Origin of the sequence: Nocardia cyriacigeorgica GUH-2 (assembly GCF_000284035.1) — a bacterium.
Taxonomy (GTDB): domain Bacteria; phylum Actinomycetota; class Actinomycetes; order Mycobacteriales; family Mycobacteriaceae; genus Nocardia; species Nocardia cyriacigeorgica_B.
This window is the reverse complement of record NC_016887.1, coordinates 3969460-3986806: the sequence shown is the minus strand read 5'-3', so window position 1 is coordinate 3986806 and position 17347 is coordinate 3969460. Positions and strand designations below refer to the sequence as shown.

Annotated in this window: 20 protein-coding genes; 15 read left to right on the top strand and 5 right to left on the bottom strand. The window is 69.7% G+C overall.

Going from position 1 to position 17347, the window contains the following annotated elements:
- Nucleotides 1–37 precede the first annotated feature (37 nt).
- From NOCYR_RS17980 to NOCYR_RS17945, 8 genes are all read left to right on the top strand, one after another.
- The gene (locus NOCYR_RS17980; protein ID WP_048834258.1) at nt 38–967 is read left to right on the top strand and encodes a phosphatidylinositol mannoside acyltransferase; all 930 of its coding nucleotides are present in this window, start codon (nt 38–40) and stop codon (nt 965–967) included.
- Nucleotides 964–2088, top strand: coding sequence for a glycosyltransferase family 4 protein (locus tag NOCYR_RS17975; RefSeq protein ID WP_014351826.1), 1125 nt, complete (start codon nt 964–966; stop codon nt 2086–2088). The genes NOCYR_RS17980 and NOCYR_RS17975 overlap by 4 nt, the downstream gene beginning before the upstream one ends.
- Nucleotides 2088–3131, top strand: a complete 1044-nt coding sequence (locus NOCYR_RS17970; RefSeq protein ID WP_048834257.1) for an NUDIX hydrolase — start codon at nt 2088–2090, stop codon at nt 3129–3131. Before NOCYR_RS17975 ends, NOCYR_RS17970 begins: the two co-directional genes overlap by 1 nt.
- 408 nt (nt 3132–3539) lie before the next feature.
- Nucleotides 3540–4478 carry a pyridoxal 5'-phosphate synthase lyase subunit PdxS gene (pdxS, locus tag NOCYR_RS17965; RefSeq protein ID WP_048833494.1) on the top strand — a complete coding sequence of 313 codons (939 nt, stop codon included), beginning with the start codon at nt 3540–3542 and terminating at the stop codon, nt 4476–4478.
- Between the two features lie 225 nt (nt 4479–4703).
- Nucleotides 4704–5168 carry a hypothetical protein gene (locus NOCYR_RS17960; protein WP_014351823.1) on the top strand — a complete coding sequence of 155 codons (465 nt, stop codon included), beginning with the start codon at nt 4704–4706 and terminating at the stop codon, nt 5166–5168.
- Between the two features lie 224 nt (nt 5169–5392).
- The gene (locus tag NOCYR_RS17955; protein ID WP_014351822.1) at nt 5393–6214 is read left to right on the top strand and encodes an acyl-CoA thioesterase; all 822 of its coding nucleotides are present in this window, start codon (nt 5393–5395) and stop codon (nt 6212–6214) included.
- Nucleotides 6215–6280: 66 nt separating this feature from the next.
- Nucleotides 6281–6934 (top strand): pyridoxal 5'-phosphate synthase glutaminase subunit PdxT, encoded by a 654-nt coding sequence (pdxT, locus tag NOCYR_RS17950; RefSeq protein ID WP_014351821.1) that lies wholly within the window; start codon nt 6281–6283, stop codon nt 6932–6934.
- Nucleotides 6935–7112: 178 nt separating this feature from the next.
- Nucleotides 7113–7865, top strand: coding sequence for a YebC/PmpR family DNA-binding transcriptional regulator (locus NOCYR_RS17945; protein WP_014351820.1), 753 nt, complete (start codon nt 7113–7115; stop codon nt 7863–7865).
- A gap of 124 nt (nt 7866–7989) precedes the next feature.
- On the opposite strand, the gene NOCYR_RS17940 is transcribed toward NOCYR_RS17945, so the two are convergent.
- Nucleotides 7990–8520 carry a MarR family winged helix-turn-helix transcriptional regulator gene (locus tag NOCYR_RS17940; RefSeq protein WP_014351819.1) on the bottom strand — a complete coding sequence of 177 codons (531 nt, stop codon included), beginning with the start codon at nt 8518–8520 and terminating at the stop codon, nt 7990–7992.
- A gap of 83 nt (nt 8521–8603) precedes the next feature.
- Here NOCYR_RS17940 and NOCYR_RS17935 point away from each other — a divergent pair, with 83 nt between their 5' ends.
- A complete protein-coding gene (locus NOCYR_RS17935) occupies nt 8604–9239 on the top strand; it encodes an NAD(P)-dependent oxidoreductase (RefSeq protein WP_014351818.1) in 636 nt (211 codons plus the stop codon).
- A 15-nt stretch (nt 9240–9254) separates the two neighbouring features.
- Here NOCYR_RS17935 and NOCYR_RS17930 read toward each other — a convergent pair whose 3' ends face one another.
- The 3 genes from NOCYR_RS17930 to NOCYR_RS17920 form a co-directional block, all read right to left on the bottom strand.
- The gene (locus NOCYR_RS17930) at nt 9255–9758 is read right to left on the bottom strand and encodes an SRPBCC family protein (RefSeq protein WP_014351817.1); all 504 of its coding nucleotides are present in this window, start codon (nt 9756–9758) and stop codon (nt 9255–9257) included.
- The gene (locus NOCYR_RS17925; protein WP_014351816.1) at nt 9755–10126 is read right to left on the bottom strand and encodes a metalloregulator ArsR/SmtB family transcription factor; all 372 of its coding nucleotides are present in this window, start codon (nt 10124–10126) and stop codon (nt 9755–9757) included. The genes NOCYR_RS17930 and NOCYR_RS17925 overlap by 4 nt, the downstream gene beginning before the upstream one ends.
- 113 nt (nt 10127–10239) lie before the next feature.
- Complete coding sequence (locus tag NOCYR_RS17920; RefSeq protein ID WP_014351815.1) at nt 10240–10446, bottom strand: DUF5988 family protein; 207 nt, start codon at nt 10444–10446, stop codon at nt 10240–10242.
- Nucleotides 10447–10592: 146 nt separating this feature from the next.
- Here NOCYR_RS17920 and NOCYR_RS17915 point away from each other — a divergent pair, with 146 nt between their 5' ends.
- The 4 genes from NOCYR_RS17915 (at nt 10593) to NOCYR_RS17900 (ending at nt 14022) form a co-directional block, all read left to right on the top strand.
- Nucleotides 10593–11105, top strand: coding sequence for an O-acetyl-ADP-ribose deacetylase (locus tag NOCYR_RS17915; RefSeq protein WP_014351814.1), 513 nt, complete (start codon nt 10593–10595; stop codon nt 11103–11105).
- Between the two features lie 144 nt (nt 11106–11249).
- Nucleotides 11250–12113 carry a 3-hydroxyacyl-CoA dehydrogenase gene (locus tag NOCYR_RS17910; RefSeq protein WP_014351813.1) on the top strand — a complete coding sequence of 288 codons (864 nt, stop codon included), beginning with the start codon at nt 11250–11252 and terminating at the stop codon, nt 12111–12113.
- 10 nt (nt 12114–12123) lie between these two features.
- Complete coding sequence (locus NOCYR_RS17905) at nt 12124–12603, top strand: LOG family protein (protein ID WP_014351812.1); 480 nt, start codon at nt 12124–12126, stop codon at nt 12601–12603.
- A gap of 129 nt (nt 12604–12732) precedes the next feature.
- Nucleotides 12733–14022 carry an alpha/beta hydrolase gene (locus tag NOCYR_RS17900; RefSeq protein WP_014351811.1) on the top strand — a complete coding sequence of 430 codons (1290 nt, stop codon included), beginning with the start codon at nt 12733–12735 and terminating at the stop codon, nt 14020–14022.
- Nucleotides 14023–14099: 77 nt separating this feature from the next.
- On the opposite strand, the gene NOCYR_RS17895 is transcribed toward NOCYR_RS17900, so the two are convergent.
- Nucleotides 14100–15989 (bottom strand): vWA domain-containing protein, encoded by a 1890-nt coding sequence (locus tag NOCYR_RS17895; RefSeq protein WP_231855952.1) that lies wholly within the window; start codon nt 15987–15989, stop codon nt 14100–14102.
- 186 nt (nt 15990–16175) lie between these two features.
- Between NOCYR_RS17895 and ruvC the strand changes: the two genes are divergently transcribed.
- A complete protein-coding gene (gene ruvC / locus NOCYR_RS17890; protein ID WP_014351809.1) occupies nt 16176–16745 on the top strand; it encodes a crossover junction endodeoxyribonuclease RuvC in 570 nt (189 codons plus the stop codon).
- Entirely contained in the window at nt 16742–17347 is a 606-nt protein-coding gene (ruvA, locus tag NOCYR_RS17885; protein ID WP_014351808.1) for a Holliday junction branch migration protein RuvA, read from the top strand. Before ruvC ends, ruvA begins: the two co-directional genes overlap by 4 nt.

Below are 17347 nucleotides of genomic sequence, written 5' to 3'. Positions count from 1 at the left end.
TGCCCTCAGCGATCGCGCCTACGCCGCGGGCTGGCGCATGGTGCGGGCACTGCCGGAACCAACCGCCCGCAAGCTGTTCGACTGGGGCGCCGACCGCGCGGTGCGTGGTGGCGGCCCGGCCCAGCTGCGCCGCAATCTCGCACGGGTAGTCGGCCTGGCTCCCGATGCGGTGCCCGATGAGCTGATCCGCGCGAGCATGCGCTCCTACGCCCGCTATTGGCGCGAGGCGTTCCGGCTGCCCACCATGGACCACGCGGCGCTCGCGGCCTCGGGCCGGATGCCGGTGGACGGCATTCCCTACCTGGATGCCGCGCTGGCCGAGGGCCGCGGGGTGATCTTCGTGCTGCCGCATTCGGGCAACTGGGATATGGCCGGAATGTGGCTGGTGCAGAACTACGGCACCTTCACTACCGTCGCCGAGCGGTTGAAACCGGAATCGTTGTTCGAACGGTTCGTCGCCTACCGGGAAAGCCTCGGCTTCGAAGTCTTTCCGCTCACCGGCGGCGAACAACCGCCGTTCCCGCAGCTGGCGGCGCGGTTGCGGGAGAACAAGATCGTCTGCCTGATGGGTGAGCGCGACCTGACCGGCAAGGGCGTGCCGGTGGACTTCTTCGGCGAACGCACCTGGATGCCCGCCGGCGCGGCCAAGCTCGCGATCGAGACCGGTGCGGCGCTGATGCCGGTACACGCCTGGTTCACCGTCGACGAGGCCGGAGTCGAGGGCTGGGGTTTGAAAACCGGTGCGCCGCTGGATGTTTCGGGCGGCGTCGGTGCCGCTACGCAGGCCCTGGCCGACCGGTTCGCCGCGAATATCGCCGCGCACCCCGCCGACTGGCACATGCTGCAACCGCTGTGGGAGAACGACCTGTCCGAGCAGCGACGCGCCAGAATCGCGGCCGCGCAGGCCGGCCTGGATAATCCGGGCGCGCGGCGCGGCGGCATCGACGGGGGAGACGCGCAGCGATGAAGATCGGCATGGTCTGCCCCTATTCGTTCGATGTCCCGGGCGGTGTGCAGGCCCATGTGGTCGAGCTGGCGCGGGTGATGATCGAACGCGGGCACAAGGTGAGTGTGCTTGCGCCCGCGTCGGATTCGACTCCGTTGCCGGAGTTCGTGGTCTCCGCCGGGCGTGCGGTGGCCATCCCGTACAACGGCTCGGTGGCGCGGTTGTCGTTCGGTCCCACGGCTTACACCCGCATCCGCCGCTGGATCGACGGCAACGATTTCGATGTGCTGCACATCCACGAGCCGAACGCGCCCAGCCTGTCGATGCTCGCGCTCAAGATCGCCGAGGGCCCGATCGTGGCCACCTTCCACACCTCGACGACGAAATCGTTGGTACTCAGCACCTTTCAGGGTGTGCTGCGGCCCTATCACGAGAAGATCAGCGGCCGCATCGCGGTGTCGGAGCTGGCGCGGCGCTGGCAGGTCGAGGCCCTCGGCTCGGATGCGGTGGAGATTCCCAACGGCGTCGACGTGGCGGCCTTCGCCCGCGCTCCGATGCTGCCCGGTTACCCGCGCGCCGGCGGCACGGTGCTGTTCCTCGGCCGCTACGACGAACCGCGCAAGGGCATGGAAGTGCTGCTCGGAGCGCTGCCCGAGCTGGTGCGCAGGCATCCGGAGGTCGAGATCCTGATCGTCGGGCGCGGCGACGAGGAACGGCTGCGCAAAGAAGCCGGACCGCACGCCGGGCATCTGCGATTCCTCGGGCAGGTCTCCGATGCGGAGAAGGCCTCGGCGATGCGCAGCGCCGACGTCTACGTGGCGCCCAATCTCGGTGGTGAGAGCTTCGGCATCATCCTGATCGAGGCCATGGCCGCCGGCACCGCGGTGGTGGCCAGCGAACTCGACGCCTTCCGGCGGGTGTTGCGTGACGGTGTCGCGGGCCTGCTGGTTCCGGTCGGTGATTCGGTGGCGCTGGCCACCGCGCTGGACACCGTGCTCACCGATACCGCGCGGCGTCAGGAGTTGGTGCGCGCGGCCACCCAGGTGGTCGGCGAATACGACTGGCCGGTGGTGGCCGAACAGATTCTGCGGGTGTACGAGACGGTGACCGTCGGCGACATCCGGGTGAGGGCAGCCGGATGATCACGTTCTCCGCGACAACCGTTCTGGTCCTGGCGCTGATCGCGGCCGTGGTGGTGGCGATCGGCCTGTGGGCCTACTCCACCGCCAACCGGCTCGACCGGCTGCACGTGCGCTCGGACCAGTCCTGGCAGGCTCTCGACGGTGCCCTGGCCCGGCGCGCGGTCGTGGCGCGTTCGGTGGCGATGGCGATCGCGGGTCCGGTTTCCGATCCGGTGCTGTCGGAGCAGGCCAAACAGTTGTCCACGCTGGCCGACCGCGCCGAACGGGCCGGGCGCGCCGACCGGGAGACGGTGGAGAACCGGCTCTCTGCCGCCCTGTCGGCGGTCGATATCGGGCAGTTGCGCCCGCAGCTGGTGGCCGAGCTGGCCGACGCCGAGGCCCGGGTGCTGATCGCGCGCCGATTCCACAACGACGCCGTGCGCGACACCCTCGCCCTGCGCACCCGTCGCCCGGTGCGCCTGCTGCACCTGGGCGGTACCGCACCACTGCCGACCTATTTCGAGATCACCGAACGCGCCACCCCGGCCGCCGCGACCGGGCTCGAGGTCGACACCATCCGTACCTCGGCGCGCGCGGTGCTGATCGACGAACAGGACCGCGTGCTGCTCATGCGCGGCAACGACCCGAAGGTGCCCGAGGTCTCGTTCTGGTTCACCGTCGGCGGCGGCGTGGAGCCGGGGGAGAGCCTGCGCGCTGCGGCGGTCCGGGAGATCCACGAGGAAACCGGCTACACCGCCGACCCGGCGGCGCTACGCGGCCCGATCTGGCGGCGGGTGGCGGTGTTCCCGTTCAACGGCGAACTCATCCGCTCCGAGGAACTGTTCTTCGCGCTGCGGGTGCAGCAGTTCGATCCGCGCCCGGCCAACCTCACCTACGTCGAGCGTCGCTCGATCACCGGACACCGCTGGTGCACCGCCGCCGATATCACCACCTTCGACGCCTCCGGCGAGACCGTGTACCCGTACCACCTCGACGAACTCATCGCCGAAGCCGCCGCCGCGGCCGACGCCGACACCGACCCCGAGGTCCGTTCCATCCGCTGACCAGGCGTGTGTGCGAGCGGTGTGACCGGATTCACCGCCGTGCTACCGTCGAGGCGGTTTGACCGGCCGAGCGAGGGTCGACTCGGTGGGTGGAGGTGAATGAGTACGTGTCGTACATCCTATTCGATTTCCTGATGCCGATCATCGGCGCCGCCGCCGCGGAGTACTGGGCGACATTGCTGGTGATCAACCCGATCTGATCGAATCCGGCGGTTCGCCGGGCCCGTCGACGCCGCATCGGGCCCGGCGAATCCGTACTCCACCAGCCACAGTGAGCGGTCCAGTCCGCACCCACCACAGCGAACGCGCTGGTCGTGGCAAGGCCAGTCGTGCTCAACTGGCTATCAATGGCACTTCGGGGCACGCCTAGAATCGTGTCGTTCTACCGCTGACGACCCATAGGCGCACATGACACAGGAGTTTGCCGTGACCACGCCCGAGACCACCCAGACCACCGAGGCGACCCGTGAGGCGGGTACCGCCCGCGTGAAGCGCGGCATGGCCGAAATGCTCAAGGGCGGGGTGATCATGGACGTCGTCACCCCGGAGCAGGCCAAGATCGCCGAAGACGCCGGCGCCGTCGCGGTCATGGCCCTCGAGCGCGTGCCCGCCGATATCCGCGCCCAGGGCGGGGTGTCCCGGATGAGTGATCCGGACATGATCGACGGCATCATCAACGCCGTCTCGATCCCGGTGATGGCCAAGGCCCGCATCGGCCACTTCGTGGAGGCGCAGATCCTGCAGAGCCTCGGCGTCGACTACATCGACGAGTCCGAGGTGCTGACCCCGGCCGACTACACCAACCACATCGACAAGTGGAACTTCACCGTTCCGTTCGTCTGTGGCGCCACCAACCTCGGCGAGGCGCTGCGCCGCATCACCGAGGGCGCGGCCATGATCCGCTCCAAGGGTGAGGCCGGCACCGGTGACGTCTCCAACGCCACCACCCACATGCGCCAGATCCGCCAGGAGATCCGCAAGCTGTCGGCGCTGCCCGCCGATGAGCTCTACGTCGCCGCCAAGGAGCTGCAGGCGCCCTACGAGCTGGTCCGCGAGGTCGCCGAGACCGGCAAGCTGCCGGTGGTGCTGTTCACCGCGGGCGGTATCGCCACCCCGGCCGATGCCGCGATGATGATGCAGCTCGGCGCCGAGGGCGTGTTCGTGGGCTCGGGCATCTTCAAGTCGGGCAACCCGGCCCAGCGCGCCGCCGCCATCGTCAAGGCCACCACCTTCTACGACGACGCCGACGTGCTGGCCAAGGTCTCGCGTGGCCTGGGTGAGGCCATGGTCGGTATCAACGTCGAGGAGATCGCGCAGCCGCATCGGCTGGCCGAGCGCGGTTGGTGATCCGCTAGGGCGAGAAGGGCTTTCGGAGCGGGCGTACGTCGGAGGACGGGCGCCCGCTCCGCCGCGTTCCGGCCGGTGATCTACTCGCGCACGCGCTCGCGCGCGGATCCGCGCCGTTGCCGTCGGGTTGGCGGATACGACGGCGAATCCGGCGCTGTCGTGCTACTTTCCGAACTCCGGCAAACCTCGCTTCCGCCGGGTCTACGACGCAGGAGGTACGTGCGAGTGAACATTCGCAGGGCCGTTCTCGTCGGATTCGCAAGTCTGGCGGCGGTATTCGGTCCGGCCACCCCGGTCGTGGCCGATAGTTATCCACCACGACCCAGCGCCGAAGAGCTCGACGACCAGCTCACCACCGGCCTCGACCCGACGGCGCGGCTGTGGGCCTGGACCCACCCGGTCCGCAACGAGCACAAGCTCTCCTTCGTCGAGGGCGCACAGGCCGATCCGGATCTGCCGTTCCGGTTGGCGCAGACGGTGCACGAGAGCGGGGCGACGCTGCGCGTCATGGGCGTGAACCCGGATTCCTTCGGTGACGCCCTCCTCGCGAACGCTGTTGTCACGATCAACGGCCAGAGCTCGCCGGTCGAAATTCCGTTCGTGGTCGAGGGCGGGAGATGGAAGGTCCAGCTGATCTGGGCCTGCACCATGCTGTCGATGTTCGGTGAACAGTCACCCGCCTGCGCCTGAGGTTGCCGGCGCGCTCCGCATCGACCGCTCACGGACAGCTCGGCCTGTGGTGTGACCGTGGTCATTCGGCCCCTCCCGCGGGCCGCCCCCTGCCGGTGTCGAGCAGCCTGCGTGCGAATATGGAGGTCCCGTCGGGGACCGGCCGGTCCGTAGTTGCCGTCCGATAACCCGCACGGTTGCGCAGTATTCAGACGACCGGCCCAGTGGCGCGGAGAGGCGGAGACGTGGCGACCATCGAAGAAGCGCTGGAGATCGAGCGGCTCGAGCGGGACATCTTCCGGGGAGCCTCGCCCAAGACCCAGTTGCAGCGCACCTTCGGCGGTCAGGTCGCCGGCCAGGCGCTGGTCTCGGCGGTGCGCACGGTGGATCCGAAGTTCCAGGTGCATTCGCTGCACGGCTACTTCCTGCGTCCGGGCAACCCCGACCAGCCGACGGTCTACCTGGTCGAACGCATCCGCGACGGCCGGTCCTTCTGCACCCGCCGGGTCACCGGTGTGCAGGACGGCGCCGCCATCTTCACCATGTCGGCCTCCTTCCACGTCGGCGACGACGGCCCGGTGCACCAGGACGAGATGCCGGTGGTGCAGCCGCCGGAGGAGCTGCCCGACGCCAAGACCACCATGAGCCCAGAGCGGCTGTGGGCCATGCGGGAATGGGAGCACTGGGACATCCGCCCGGTGCCGCAGGAATCGGTCACCCAGCGACCGGGCGTGGTCTCGCCGCAGCAGGTGTGGTTCCGCTACCGGCACCCGCTGCCCGATGACCCGCTGTTCCACGTGTGCACCCTCGCCTACATGAGCGATATGACGCTGCTCGGCTCGTCGAAGGTCAATCACGCCGACGAACCCACCCAGGACGCCTCGCTCGACCACGCCATGTGGTTCCTGCGCCCGTTCCGCGCCGACGACTGGCTGCTCTACGACCAGTCCTCGCCCTCGGCCGGCTTCGGCCGCGCCCTCACCGGCGGCAAGATCTTCAACCGTGCGGGCGAACTGGTCGCCTCCGTGGTCCAGGAAGGCCTTATCCGCACCCGGCGCGACAAGTAAGGCCACGCGGGCGCCGACCGCAACCGTGAGCGGGCCCACACTCGGGCGCCTCGTAAGCTCTGCGGAGTGAACGGTTCAGCGGTCGCCGCCCCCGCGGCGCAGGACTCGGCGAGCGAAAGCGCCCAGCCCACCATCGGTGTGCTGGCCCTGCAAGGTGACGTACGCGAACACGTCGCGGCGCTGGAACGCTGCGGCGCGCGGCCGGTGCTGGTGCGCCGGGTCGAGGAACTGGCCGCCGTCGAAGGACTGGTGCTGCCCGGCGGTGAATCCACCGCGATCAGCAAGCTGCTCGAGGTCTTCGACCTGCTCGAACCGCTGCGCGCCCGGCTGCGCGACGGACTGCCTGCCTTCGGCTCCTGCGCGGGAATGATCCTGCTGGCCGACGAGGTGCTCGACACCCGGCCCGACGCCAAGCATCTGTCCGGGATCGATATGACGGTGCGGCGCAACGCCTTCGGACGTCAGGTCGATTCCTTCGAAACCGATCTGGACTTCGCCGGACTCGACGACGGACCGGTGCGCGCGGTGTTCATCCGCGCACCCTGGGTGGAGCGGGTCGGCGACGGTGTGGAGGTGCTGGCCCGGGTGCCCAGCGGTCCGGCGGCGGGCAAGATCGTCGCCGTGCGCCAGCGCAACATCCTGGCGACCTCGTTCCATCCGGAAGTCACCGGCGATCTGCGGGTGCACCGGCTGTTCGTGGATCTGGTACGCGCCGCCTGATCCGGCCGGGCCGGAGGTGGCCTCGCCGCGTCACCGCGCAGGGCCCGCGATCAGGCGTATCGACACCGCCTGATCGCCCCGCCCGCCGACCCTCCGAGTAGGCTGGTCGAGTTGTCCGCCCGGCCCTGCCGGTACCGTAGACGACCACACGTGCCATCGACCTGAAGGAAGTAGGGGAATGAGCGGCCACTCCAAATGGGCCACCACCAAGCACAAGAAGGCGGCGATCGACGCGAAGCGCGGCAAGCTCTTCGCCAAGTTGATCAAGAACATCGAGGTGGCGGCCCGGACCGGTGGCGGTGACCCGGATGGCAACCCGACCCTGTACGACGCCATCCAGAAGGCGAAGAAGTCGTCGGTCCCCAACGACAACATCGAGCGCGCCCGCAAGCGCGGCGGTGGCGAGGAAGCCGGCGGCGCCGACTGGCAGACCATCATGTACGAGGGCTACGGCCCCAACGGTGTCGCGGTGCTGATCGAATGCCTCACCGACAACCGCAACCGCGCCGCCGGTGAGGTGCGCGTCGCGATGACCCGCAACGGCGGCAATATGGCCGACCCGGGTTCGGTGTCGTACCTGTTCCACCGCAAGGGCATCGTCACCCTGGAGAAGAACGGCCTCACCGAGGACGACGTGCTGATGGCGGTGCTCGACGCCGGCGCCGAAGAGGTCAACGACCTGGGTGAATCCTTCGAGATCATCAGCGAACCCGGCGACCTGGTCGCGGTGCGTTCGGCCTTGCAGGCCGCGGGCATCGACTACGACTCCGCCGAGTCCGGCTTCCAGCCCTCGGTCAGCGTCGCCGTGGACGCCGACGGCGCCCGCAAGGTCTTCAAGCTGGTCGACGCCCTCGAAGACAGCGACGACGTGCAGAACGTCTACACCAACGTCGACGTCTCCGACGAGGTACTCGCCGAGCTGGACGACTAGCCCGGCCGGTCGCCGGACCACCGGCGACGAGAGTGTCGAGATCCCCGCACTGGTATGCCCGTACCGGTGCGGGGATTTCTCGTTTCGAGGCGTGCCGGGGTCGCGTCGGACCGGCCCGCGCCGGTCATTCGGCGGCAGCCGCGCCCGGTGATGTGACCTTCTGTTCCTCCTGCGCCCAGGCGGCCAACCCGGCCAGGAAGGCCGGCCGATCGGCCGGTTCCAGGCGTGCGATGGCCCGCAGCAGTGCTGCCGAGCGCACCGCGAGGAACTGCTCGAAGATCGGCCGGACCGGGCTCGCGATCGACACCAGGGTGCGCCGGCGGTTGCGCGGATCCTCCTCGCGCAGCACCAGATCCGCCCGGGCGAGATCGCCGACCAGCTGGCTGGCCGTCGACAGCGATACGCCCAGGCGCCGGGCCAGATCGGTGACGCTCGCCGGTTCGCCCGCCATCAGCTGGGTCAGGATCGCGCCGTGGCGCGGCCCGAGTCCATGTGCCTGGAACGTTGCTCGCAGGGCGTCCGGCATGTCGCTGTGCGCGCGCCGGAAGGAGGCCGAGATGAGCGGGACGTGGCTGAGTGCGTCGAGTTCCTGGGCGGAGAGTCGGCGGCCCGGCACGGCCGGATCGTCGGCGAACGGGGGTGAGGCGTCGGGCATGGACTCACTCTAGCAATGTTTGGATATTCAAACTATTCTGAAACGAGAAGTTATTCGAACTCCGGATCAGTCAGGAGACACTCATGCGAATCACGGTTCTCGGTGCTACCGGCGGGGTGGGGCGCCACATCGTCGGCCAGGCAGTGTCGGCCGGCCACGACGTGACGGCGGTGGTGCGCGATCCCGCTCGATTGCCGCACGAGCCCGGCGAACGTCTGCGCGTGTTCCAGGGCGATGCGCTGTCCGCGGACTCGCTCGTCGACGCGGTGAAGGGCGCGGACGCGGTGCTGTCGGGAATCGGCGCGAACGGCCGTCGCGATCCGTTGCGCCCGGCCTCGACCTCGGCCGCCGCGGTAGCCGAAGCGATGGACAGGGCCGGGGTGCGCCGCCTCGTCGTCGTCTCGGCGGGCACGCTCAACCATTCCGGCGCCGGTCAGCCGATGATCGTGCGCGCGGCCTCGGTGCCGTTGCGTGCGGTGCTGAAGGATCTGTACGCCGACCTGGAGCGGATGGAGTCGATCCTGGCCGGCAGCGGGCTGGACTGGACGTCGGTGCGCCCGTCGGGGCTCACCGACGCGCCGGGCACCGGCCGGTACCGGCGCGTCGTCGACGGCGGTCCGGCCGGGCTGCGGATTCCTCGCGCCGATGTCGCCCGCGCGATGCTCGACATCGCCGCCGACGCCTCGACCATCGGGCACACCGTCGGCGTCAGTAGTTGATCCGCCGCGGGCGGCTCAACCGATCTGCTGTGCGTAGTACTGCTGCATGGCCGGGTAGTAGTCGTCGAAATCGGGGCGATCGGTGCCGGCGCGGGCGGCGCCGAGCATGTCGAGATAGAACTCCCAGCCCGGGCCGACCTGCGGAGCCTGGGCGACTTCGTCGTCGGTGCGCAGATGGTGGGTGAAGCGCAGTTCGGTGCTGCCGTCGGTTTCGGTGAGTTCCACATCCAGGAACCAGGATCCGGCCTCGTCCTCGGCGGAGACGCCGAGATGACGGGGCGGCTCGCAGGCGTCGATGCGCATGTCCATCCACGGCTCGTCGTCTTCGAACGCCATCTGGACCTTGATGGTCTTGCCCGGGCCGGCCTCGCCCTCCCAGGGGCCGAACCAGCGTGCGGTGCGGTCGGATTCGGTGATGCTGGCCCAGACGTCCTCGATGGGTGCGCGGTAGGTGCGGGTCAGCACCAGGTCGCGACCGGTCTGGGCGGGGAATAGCCGTCCGGTGGGGCGGGGGGTCATGCGGTGTTCTCCTTCGGGTTCGGATGATCGCCGGTCCGGCGTTCCCGCCTGGTCCGGTAGACCTCGGTGCCGAGCGCGTCCAGGTGGCGTTCCCAGGCGGATTCGCCGGCGCTCGGTTGGCTGATCGCGGCGAGCCAGTGGGTGAGGGGCTCGAGCGGCTCGGTGTCGAGCCGGTAGTAGCGCTGCCTTCCGACGAGTTCGTCGTGCACCAGGCCGCTGCCGCGCAGCACCCGCAGATGTCTGCTGATCGCCGGCCGGCTGATGCTGAAATGCCCCGCGATCTCACCGGCGGTGAGCCGGGCATCGCGCAGCATCTCCAGGATTTCCCGGCGTACCGGATCGGCGATCGCGCTCGCCACATCGTCCACGGGGAAAGTGTAACCAGGTGGTTACGTTTTTGTCCATGGAGCGAGCCCATGGAACAGCGAGAGGATGGGCGACGGCCTACTCGGTGCCGCCGTCCGCAGTGCCGGCGCGGGTTCTATTCCGCGATTTCGGTGCGATCGCTCCAGGTGTAGACGGGCAGCCGGCCTTCGGGCGTGTCCTGCTCACGTCCGGTGGTCTTGAAGTGCTCGTAGCCGCCCTTGAACGGGATCTTCAGCTCGATGCCGGGCGGAGTGATCGGCACGATCCGGGTGGGCAGGTCCTGCGGCCCGCCCTCGAGGACAGCCTTGGCGCCAATGCTCATGCTCGGATGGTAGAAGCGCGACCGCCCCGAATGCGGGACATTCGCCGCCGGTGTGCGCATCGGTTTGCCAACGATATGCCCGGCCGAGCCTCGATTCGCCGGGCGAACCGCTGGCGACGGCGCGGTCCGCCGGTGAGAATCGAGGCATGGTCGAGCTGCTGTTCGTGCGCGGGGACATCACCGAACAGGAGGTGGACGCCGTGGTCAACGCGGCGAATTCGTCGCTGCTCGGCGGCGGGGGAGTCGACGGCGCCATCCATCGCCGCGGTGGACCCGAAATTCTGGCCGAATGCCGCCAACTCCGCGCGTCCCGCTACGGCAAGGGCCTGCCCACCGGTCAGGCGGTGGCGACCACGGCGGGAAATCTGCCGGCGCGCTGGGTCATCCACACCGTCGGCCCGGTGTGGTCGGCGGGCGAGGACCGCTCCGGCCTGCTGGCGTCCTGCTATCGCGAATCCCTGCGTGTGGCCGACGAACTCGGCGCCCGCACGATCGCGTTCCCGGCTATCTCAACCGGCATCTTCGGCTGGCCGATGGACGACGGTGCCCGCATCGCCGTCGAGACGGTCGCCGGCACCAGTACGTCGGTGCGCGAGGCCCGCTTCGTGCTGTTCGACGAGCGCGCCTACGCCGCGTTCGCCGCGCACGCGTCACGCTGACGGCGCCGGACCGCGCGCCCATGAGCGACTGGTCGACGTTGTCGGACCGGCCTAGTAGCGTGCTGGGAGATCGGCGTTTTCACTCGGGACTTCCGCACCGCCGTCCGCACGGGCGCGCGGTATCCGTCAGGGAAAGGCAGGGCTATGACCGCGACCATCACCAAGGTCACCGTGCTCGGCACGGGCGTGCTCGGTTCGCAGATCGCTTTCCAGACCGCCTACAGCGGCTTCGATGTGGTCGCCTACGACATCGACGATGCGGCGCTGGACAAGGCGAAGACTCGGTTCGACGGCTTGGTGCAGACCTATCGGGAAGAAGTGGCCGGTGCCGCCGACGGTAAGGCCGAGGACGCGCGGTCGCGGATCCGGCTTACCGCCGACCTCGCCGACGCCGTCCGCGAGGCCGACCTGGTGATCGAGGCGATCCCCGAGGTACTGAAGATCAAGATCGACACCTACACCCAGCTGGGCAAGCTGGCCCCGCCGTCGACGATCTTCGCCACCAACTCCTCCACCCTGCTGCCCAGCGATATGAAGGACGCGACCGGCCGCCCCGACCGGTTCCTGGCCCTGCACTTCGCCAATCGCGTGTGGACGTTCAATACCGCCGAGGTGATGGGCACCGCCGACACCGATCCCGAGGTCTTCCGCACGGTCGTGCGGTTCGCCGAGGACATCGGCATGGTGCCGATCGAACTGCACAAGGAGAAGGCGGGCTACGTCCTGAACTCGCTGCTGGTGCCGTTCCTCAACGCGGCGGGCGAACTGGTCGCCGACGGCTACGCCGAACCCGAGACCGTCGACAAGACCTGGAAGATCGCCACCGGAGCACCCATGGGGCCGTTCCAGATCTTCGACATCATCGGGCTCACCACCCCGTACAACATCTCCGTGCACGGTGACGCGGCCGCCCAGCGTTTCGCCGCGTTCCTGAAGGAGAACTACATCGACAAGGGCAAACTCGGCATCGCCACCGGCGAAGGGTTCTATAAGTACCCGGGCAAGTGACCGCGGCCCCGTGCAGGTAGCCGTCTGCGGCCCGAGTGCCTGCACTCAGACCGAGGTGGCGAACGCGCGGGAGGTCGGGCGGTTGCTCGCCGAAGCCGGCGTGACCGTGCTCTGCGGTGGTGGCGCGGGCGTCATGGCGGCGGTAGCCGAAGGTGCTTCGCGTGCAGGCGGATTGGTGATCGGGGTGCGCCCCGATGCCGACCGTGGCGGGGCCTGCGCGGGACTGTCGGCGGTGCTCGCTACGAATATGGGTGAGGCGCGCAACGTGATCCTGGTGCGCTCGGCCGACGCCGTCATCGTCGTCGGCGGATCGTGGGGCACGCTGTCGGAACTGGCGCTGGCCCGCCAGCGCGGCACCGTGCCGGTGGTGTCGCTGGGCGGCTGGCGCGTCGTGGATGCCGATGGCGCACCGCTGGATATCGGGATGATCGCCGCTGATCCCGCCGAGGCCGTCGCGTTGGCCCTTGCGAAGCCGCCCCGGCGGCGGTGAGCACACCTCGCTGCGCAGTGCGTCCGGCGGTCGGGGACCGCGTGGCAAAGGCTGAGAAATGCCTGATGAAGTGCGCTTTTGCGACGTACGCCATACTCGCCGGTGCGGCTCACCGCCTACTCTGGCCGAGTGTCGACCTGGTCTCTGGTGTCGGGGCCGCTGCCGGTACTGCTGGCACTGGCGGCGATCGCCGGTGTGGCCTGGCTGCTGGCCGGTCGCCGCAGGCCCGGGAGCCGGACGGTCGCGGCGTGCCTGCTGGCAGCCGTGGTGGTCACCGCCGTCGGCGCGTATCTGGTGCGTGCGGTGTGGCGACTGATTCCCGACGCGCTCGGGGTGAACGTCTACGCGAGCATCGGCCTCGGACTGTTCGTGGTCCTGCTCGGGGTGGTGCAGGGCTTCCGGTCGCGCGGGGCGGCGCGAACGGCGGCGGTGGCGATCATCGCGGCGGTCGCGGTCGCGGCGTGTGCGAACCAGGTCAATCTGGTCTACGACGCCTACCCGACCGTCGGTGCCGCGCTGGGCATCCAGCAGTGGAACGAGATCCCGTTCAGTGAGGTCACCGCGGCGCACCGGCTGCGCCCCGACCACGACCCGGTGGACGCCGGCTGGACCGCGCCGCCGGGGCTTCCGGACGCCGGGCGGCTCACTCGCGCCGCGATACCCGGCACGGTATCGGGATTCCACGCTCGCCCGGCCGAGATCTACCTACCGCCCGCCTATTTCGCCGATCCGCGCCCCCAGCTGCCGGTGCTGGTGCTGCTCGCCGGGCAACCCGGCAGCCCGCGCGACTGGGCCGGCAGCGGCAACCTGCCCGCCACCATGGACGACTTCGCCCGCGCCCACCAGGGCCTCGCGCCGATCGTCGTGGTCGCCGACGGCACCGGCAGCACCTGGAACGACCCGCTGTGCGCCGACGGCCCGCATGCCAAGGTGGCGACCTACCTGGCCGACGATGTCCCCGCCTGGATCCGCGCGCACCTGTCCGTCGACCCCGATCCGCGCGCCTGGGCGGTGGGCGGGTTGTCCTACGGCGGAACTTGCGCACTGCAATTGGCCGCCGGCTACCCGCAGGTCTATCCGACCTTCCTGGCCATGTCGGCGGAAGCGGAGCTGAATCTCACCGACCGCGAACACACCCTGAGTGTCTTCGACGGCGACACCGCCGCCTACGCCCGCGCCAACCCGCACGACCTGCTGGCCGAGCGCCGCTACCCGGGCAGCGCCGGGGTGTTCGTGGTGGGCAGCGAGGACGACGACACCGTGCCCGGTTCGCGCCAGGCCTACCAGGACGCCCGTGCCGCGGGCATGGACGCCGGCTACCTCGAACTGCCCGGCGGACATGATTGGCGGGTCTGGTCGACCGGGTTGGCCCGGGAACTGCCGTGGTTGTCCCAGCGTATCGGCCTCGTTTCGGGATAGGCGGCACACTGGAACAAGCGAGTGCCTCGGTCCCATCGCGGATGAGACCGAGGCACTCTGCTCGGTATCGCGTTCGGTCAGCGAGTGCCGCGGCGTCGCAGCAGGACCACGAGGACGACGATCGCGGCGACGACGCACACGCCGAGGGCCGTCGCGACCCACACCACCGCCGGTACGCCCTCATCACCGGAATCACCGGCGGCGGTGCTCGCCGCATCCCGGTCGGTGGCCTGCGCCGACTTGCCTTCCTTGCCGAAGGTCTCGCCGGTGCCGCTGCGGTACTGCGGTCCGGGCTCCGGAGCGCCGGTCACGGTCAGTTCCAGCTCGACCGGTACCGCGGCCGCGCGCTTGTCCGGGTCGACCGTCTGCCCGTCCTTGACCGCGATGTAGTACCAGCCCGCAACGGACTGGGTGACGAGCTTTCCGCCCTCTTCGCGGTTCAGGTACCGAATCGGCACGGTGGCCAGATCCTTACCGGACGGCAGCAGTTGCTCGGAGCCGGTGTAGGCGCCGGTGTCGGATTCGATCTCGGCCCGATACGGCGAGTAGAGCGTGGTCTCGACATTGGAGGTGTGCTCGCTGCCGCGGCCCGGCGTCGCACCGAAGCGCACCCGGTAGGCCAGCCCCTGGCCCCAGTCGAGTTTCACCCGGTAGAAGACGAACTCACCGCGCTGCACGGTGTCGGTGAACCGGCCGGACCCGGGCAGTGTCGCCGCCACGTTGAACGAGCCACCGCCCACGACCGGCACCACCGCACCGTCCGGCGCGGTGAACGCGACCGGCTCCGACGCCGCCGGCGCGCCCGGATCGGACACGGCGGATTCGACACCGATCGAGACCTCCAGCGGCAGCTGCGCGGGCATGCCTTCGGAGACCGCTCCCCACTCCAGGGTGAAGTAATAGCGTCCGCCGCCGGAGCACGCTTCGTTGCCGCCGGAGCCGGACTCGGCCGCACCGTCCCAGACCGTGCTGACGGTGAGCGCGACACCGTCGTCGGCGCTGCCGGTCAGCTCCTTTTCGGTGACCCCGCAGTCGGAGCCGTCGGAGCCGAACACCTTCAGGTCGAGCCGGTTCACCGACGACCAGTCGCCGTCGCGGCGCGGGAACGAGACGGTGCCGGTGAAGTAGGCCGTCGCGCCCTCGGGCACATCGACGGCGTAGTAGCGCGGCTTCTTGTGGTCGATGACGTCCAGGTACTGGCCCGGACCGGCCAGCGGGGCGCTGCGATAGTCGGCGGCGCCGGTGATCGGGGTGCCGACCGCCGCGTAGTTGCGCAGGGCCGCCGCACTCACCCGGGGCAGCGCTTGCTCGAGTGCCTTGCCGTCGACCGCGTCGGTGTAGGTGCCGCCGGTGCTCTGGGCGATGCAGGTCAGCTGGGCGCGGGAGGCATCGTCGACGCCGAACCCGATCGCGTGCACGACGAGATCGGTGCCCTGGGCCTCGAGCTCACGCGCCACCTCGCACGGGTCGGGCGGGGTGCAGGTGTCCAGGCCGTCGGAGACCAGCACGATCGAGCGCGGCCCCTGCTTCGGCAGCGCGTCGTTCGCGGTGCGCAGCGAGGTGCCGATCGGGGTGTAGCCGCGCGGAACGATCTGATCGACCGCCGCGGTCAGCGCGGACTTGTCGATGCGCTCGGCGGGTTCCAGGACTCGGACGTCGCGGCAGCCCGCGTCCCTCTCCGCATCCGAATTGCCGGTCTCGGTGCCGTAGACGGTCAACCCGACCTCGGCGGCCTCCGGCGCGGCGGCGACGAAGGTCCGCACCGCGGTCTTCGCGGCATCCATCTTCGTACCGCCACCGGGATCGGCCGCCAGCATGGAACCCGAGGCGTCGAGCACGAGCATGGTCGGCGCGTAGTCGGGTTGCGGTGGTTCGGACGACTGCTGGGCGAGGGCGGGTGCGGCGGCCGGGACCAGGCCGATCACACCCGCCGCGGCGATTCCGGCGATCTTCGCCAAGGGGGACACGCTCTTACTACTCCGTTCACTGGTGTCGCGTTCGCGATAACGCGGCGGCACGGAACCATACGTGTCCCGGACGGTTCCGGCCAGACGTGGGAAGCGGGGGCCGGGCGATGCCGTGTCGCTGGAACCGCCCGCCGCGCGGGTCCACTAGACTTCGAACAACTGTTCGCGTGTCCGAAGGGGTGTTCCGTGCGGGTGATGGGTGTCGACCCCGGGCTCACGCGATGCGGGCTCAGCGTCGTCGACGGCGGCGTGGGCCGGAAGGTCACCGCACTCGACGTCGATGTGGTGCGCACACCCGCGGACATGGATCTCGCGCTGCGGCTGATGAAGGTCGCCGACGCCGCCGAACACTGGATGGACACCCATCGCCCGACCGCGGTGGCGATCGAGCGGGTCTTCGCCCAGCACAACGTGCGCACGGCGATGGGCACGGCGCAGGCCGGCGGGGTGATCGCGCTGGCCGCCGCGCGCCGGGGGATCCCGGTCGCCTTCCACACCCCCAGCGAGGTGAAGGCCGCCGTCACCGGCAACGGCACCGCCGACAAGGCCCAGGTGACCGCCATGGTCACCCGGATTCTCGGGCTCCAGGTCGCGCCCAAACCGGCCGACGCCGCCGACGCGCTCGCACTGGCCATCTGTCATTGTTGGCGTGCACCGCTGATGGAGCGCATGGCCCGCGCCGAGGCGCAGGCCGAGCAGGCCCGCAAGCGGTACGCCGAGAAGCTGGATCGACAACGGAAGGCGGTGCGCCGGTGATCGCGTCGGTACGCGGTGAGGTGGTCGAGATCGCGCTCGACCATGTGGTGGTCGAGGCCGCGGGCGTCGGCTATCGGCTCAACGCCACCCCGGCCACCTTGTCCGGGCTCACCCGTGGTGAACAGGCCCGGCTGTATACGGCGATGATCGTGCGCGAGGACTCGATGACGCTGTACGGCTTCGCCGACACCGAGGCCCGCGACCTGTTCGGCCTGCTGCAAACCGTCTCCGGCGTCGGCCCCCGCCTGGCCATGGCCGTGCTCGCAGTGCTCGAACCCGAGGCGTTGCGCAAGGCGCTGGCCGAAAGCAATGTCGCCGCGCTCACCCGGGTTCCCGGCATCGGCAAACGTGGCGCCGAACGCATGGTGGTCGAACTGCGCGACAAGGTGAATCTCGTTCCGGTGCAATCAGGTCCGCCCGGCAGCACGCCCGCCGCCGTCGTCACGCCGGTGCGCGACCAGGTCGTCGAAGCCCTGACCGGGCTCGGATTCCCGCTCAAGCAGGCCGAATCCGCCGTCGACACGGTCCTGGCCGACGATCCGGCCGCCACCACGTCGGTCGCCCTGCGGGCCGCACTCGGCCTGCTCGGCAAGAACCGGTAG

Bases quoted from the DNA above. Each gene is read 5' to 3' on its own strand.
- NOCYR_RS17980 (WP_048834258.1), top strand. From the start codon at position 38: ATGGTGCGGGCACTGCCGGAACCAACCGCCCGCAAGCTGTTCGACTGG.
- NOCYR_RS17975 (WP_014351826.1), top strand. From the start codon at position 964: ATGAAGATCGGCATGGTCTGCCCCTATTCGTTCGATGTCCCGGGCGGT.
- pdxS (WP_048833494.1), top strand. From the start codon at position 3,540: ATGACACAGGAGTTTGCCGTGACCACGCCCGAGACCACCCAGACCACC.
- NOCYR_RS17945 (WP_014351820.1), top strand. From the start codon at position 7,113: ATGAGCGGCCACTCCAAATGGGCCACCACCAAGCACAAGAAGGCGGCG.
- NOCYR_RS17940 (WP_014351819.1), bottom strand. From the start codon at position 8,520: ATGCCCGACGCCTCACCCCCGTTCGCCGACGATCCGGCCGTGCCGGGC.
- NOCYR_RS17935 (WP_014351818.1), top strand. From the start codon at position 8,604: ATGCGAATCACGGTTCTCGGTGCTACCGGCGGGGTGGGGCGCCACATC.
- NOCYR_RS17930 (WP_014351817.1), bottom strand. From the start codon at position 9,758: ATGACCCCCCGCCCCACCGGACGGCTATTCCCCGCCCAGACCGGTCGC.
- NOCYR_RS17920 (WP_014351815.1), bottom strand. From the start codon at position 10,446: ATGAGCATTGGCGCCAAGGCTGTCCTCGAGGGCGGGCCGCAGGACCTG.
- NOCYR_RS17915 (WP_014351814.1), top strand. From the start codon at position 10,593: ATGGTCGAGCTGCTGTTCGTGCGCGGGGACATCACCGAACAGGAGGTG.
- NOCYR_RS17910 (WP_014351813.1), top strand. From the start codon at position 11,250: ATGACCGCGACCATCACCAAGGTCACCGTGCTCGGCACGGGCGTGCTC.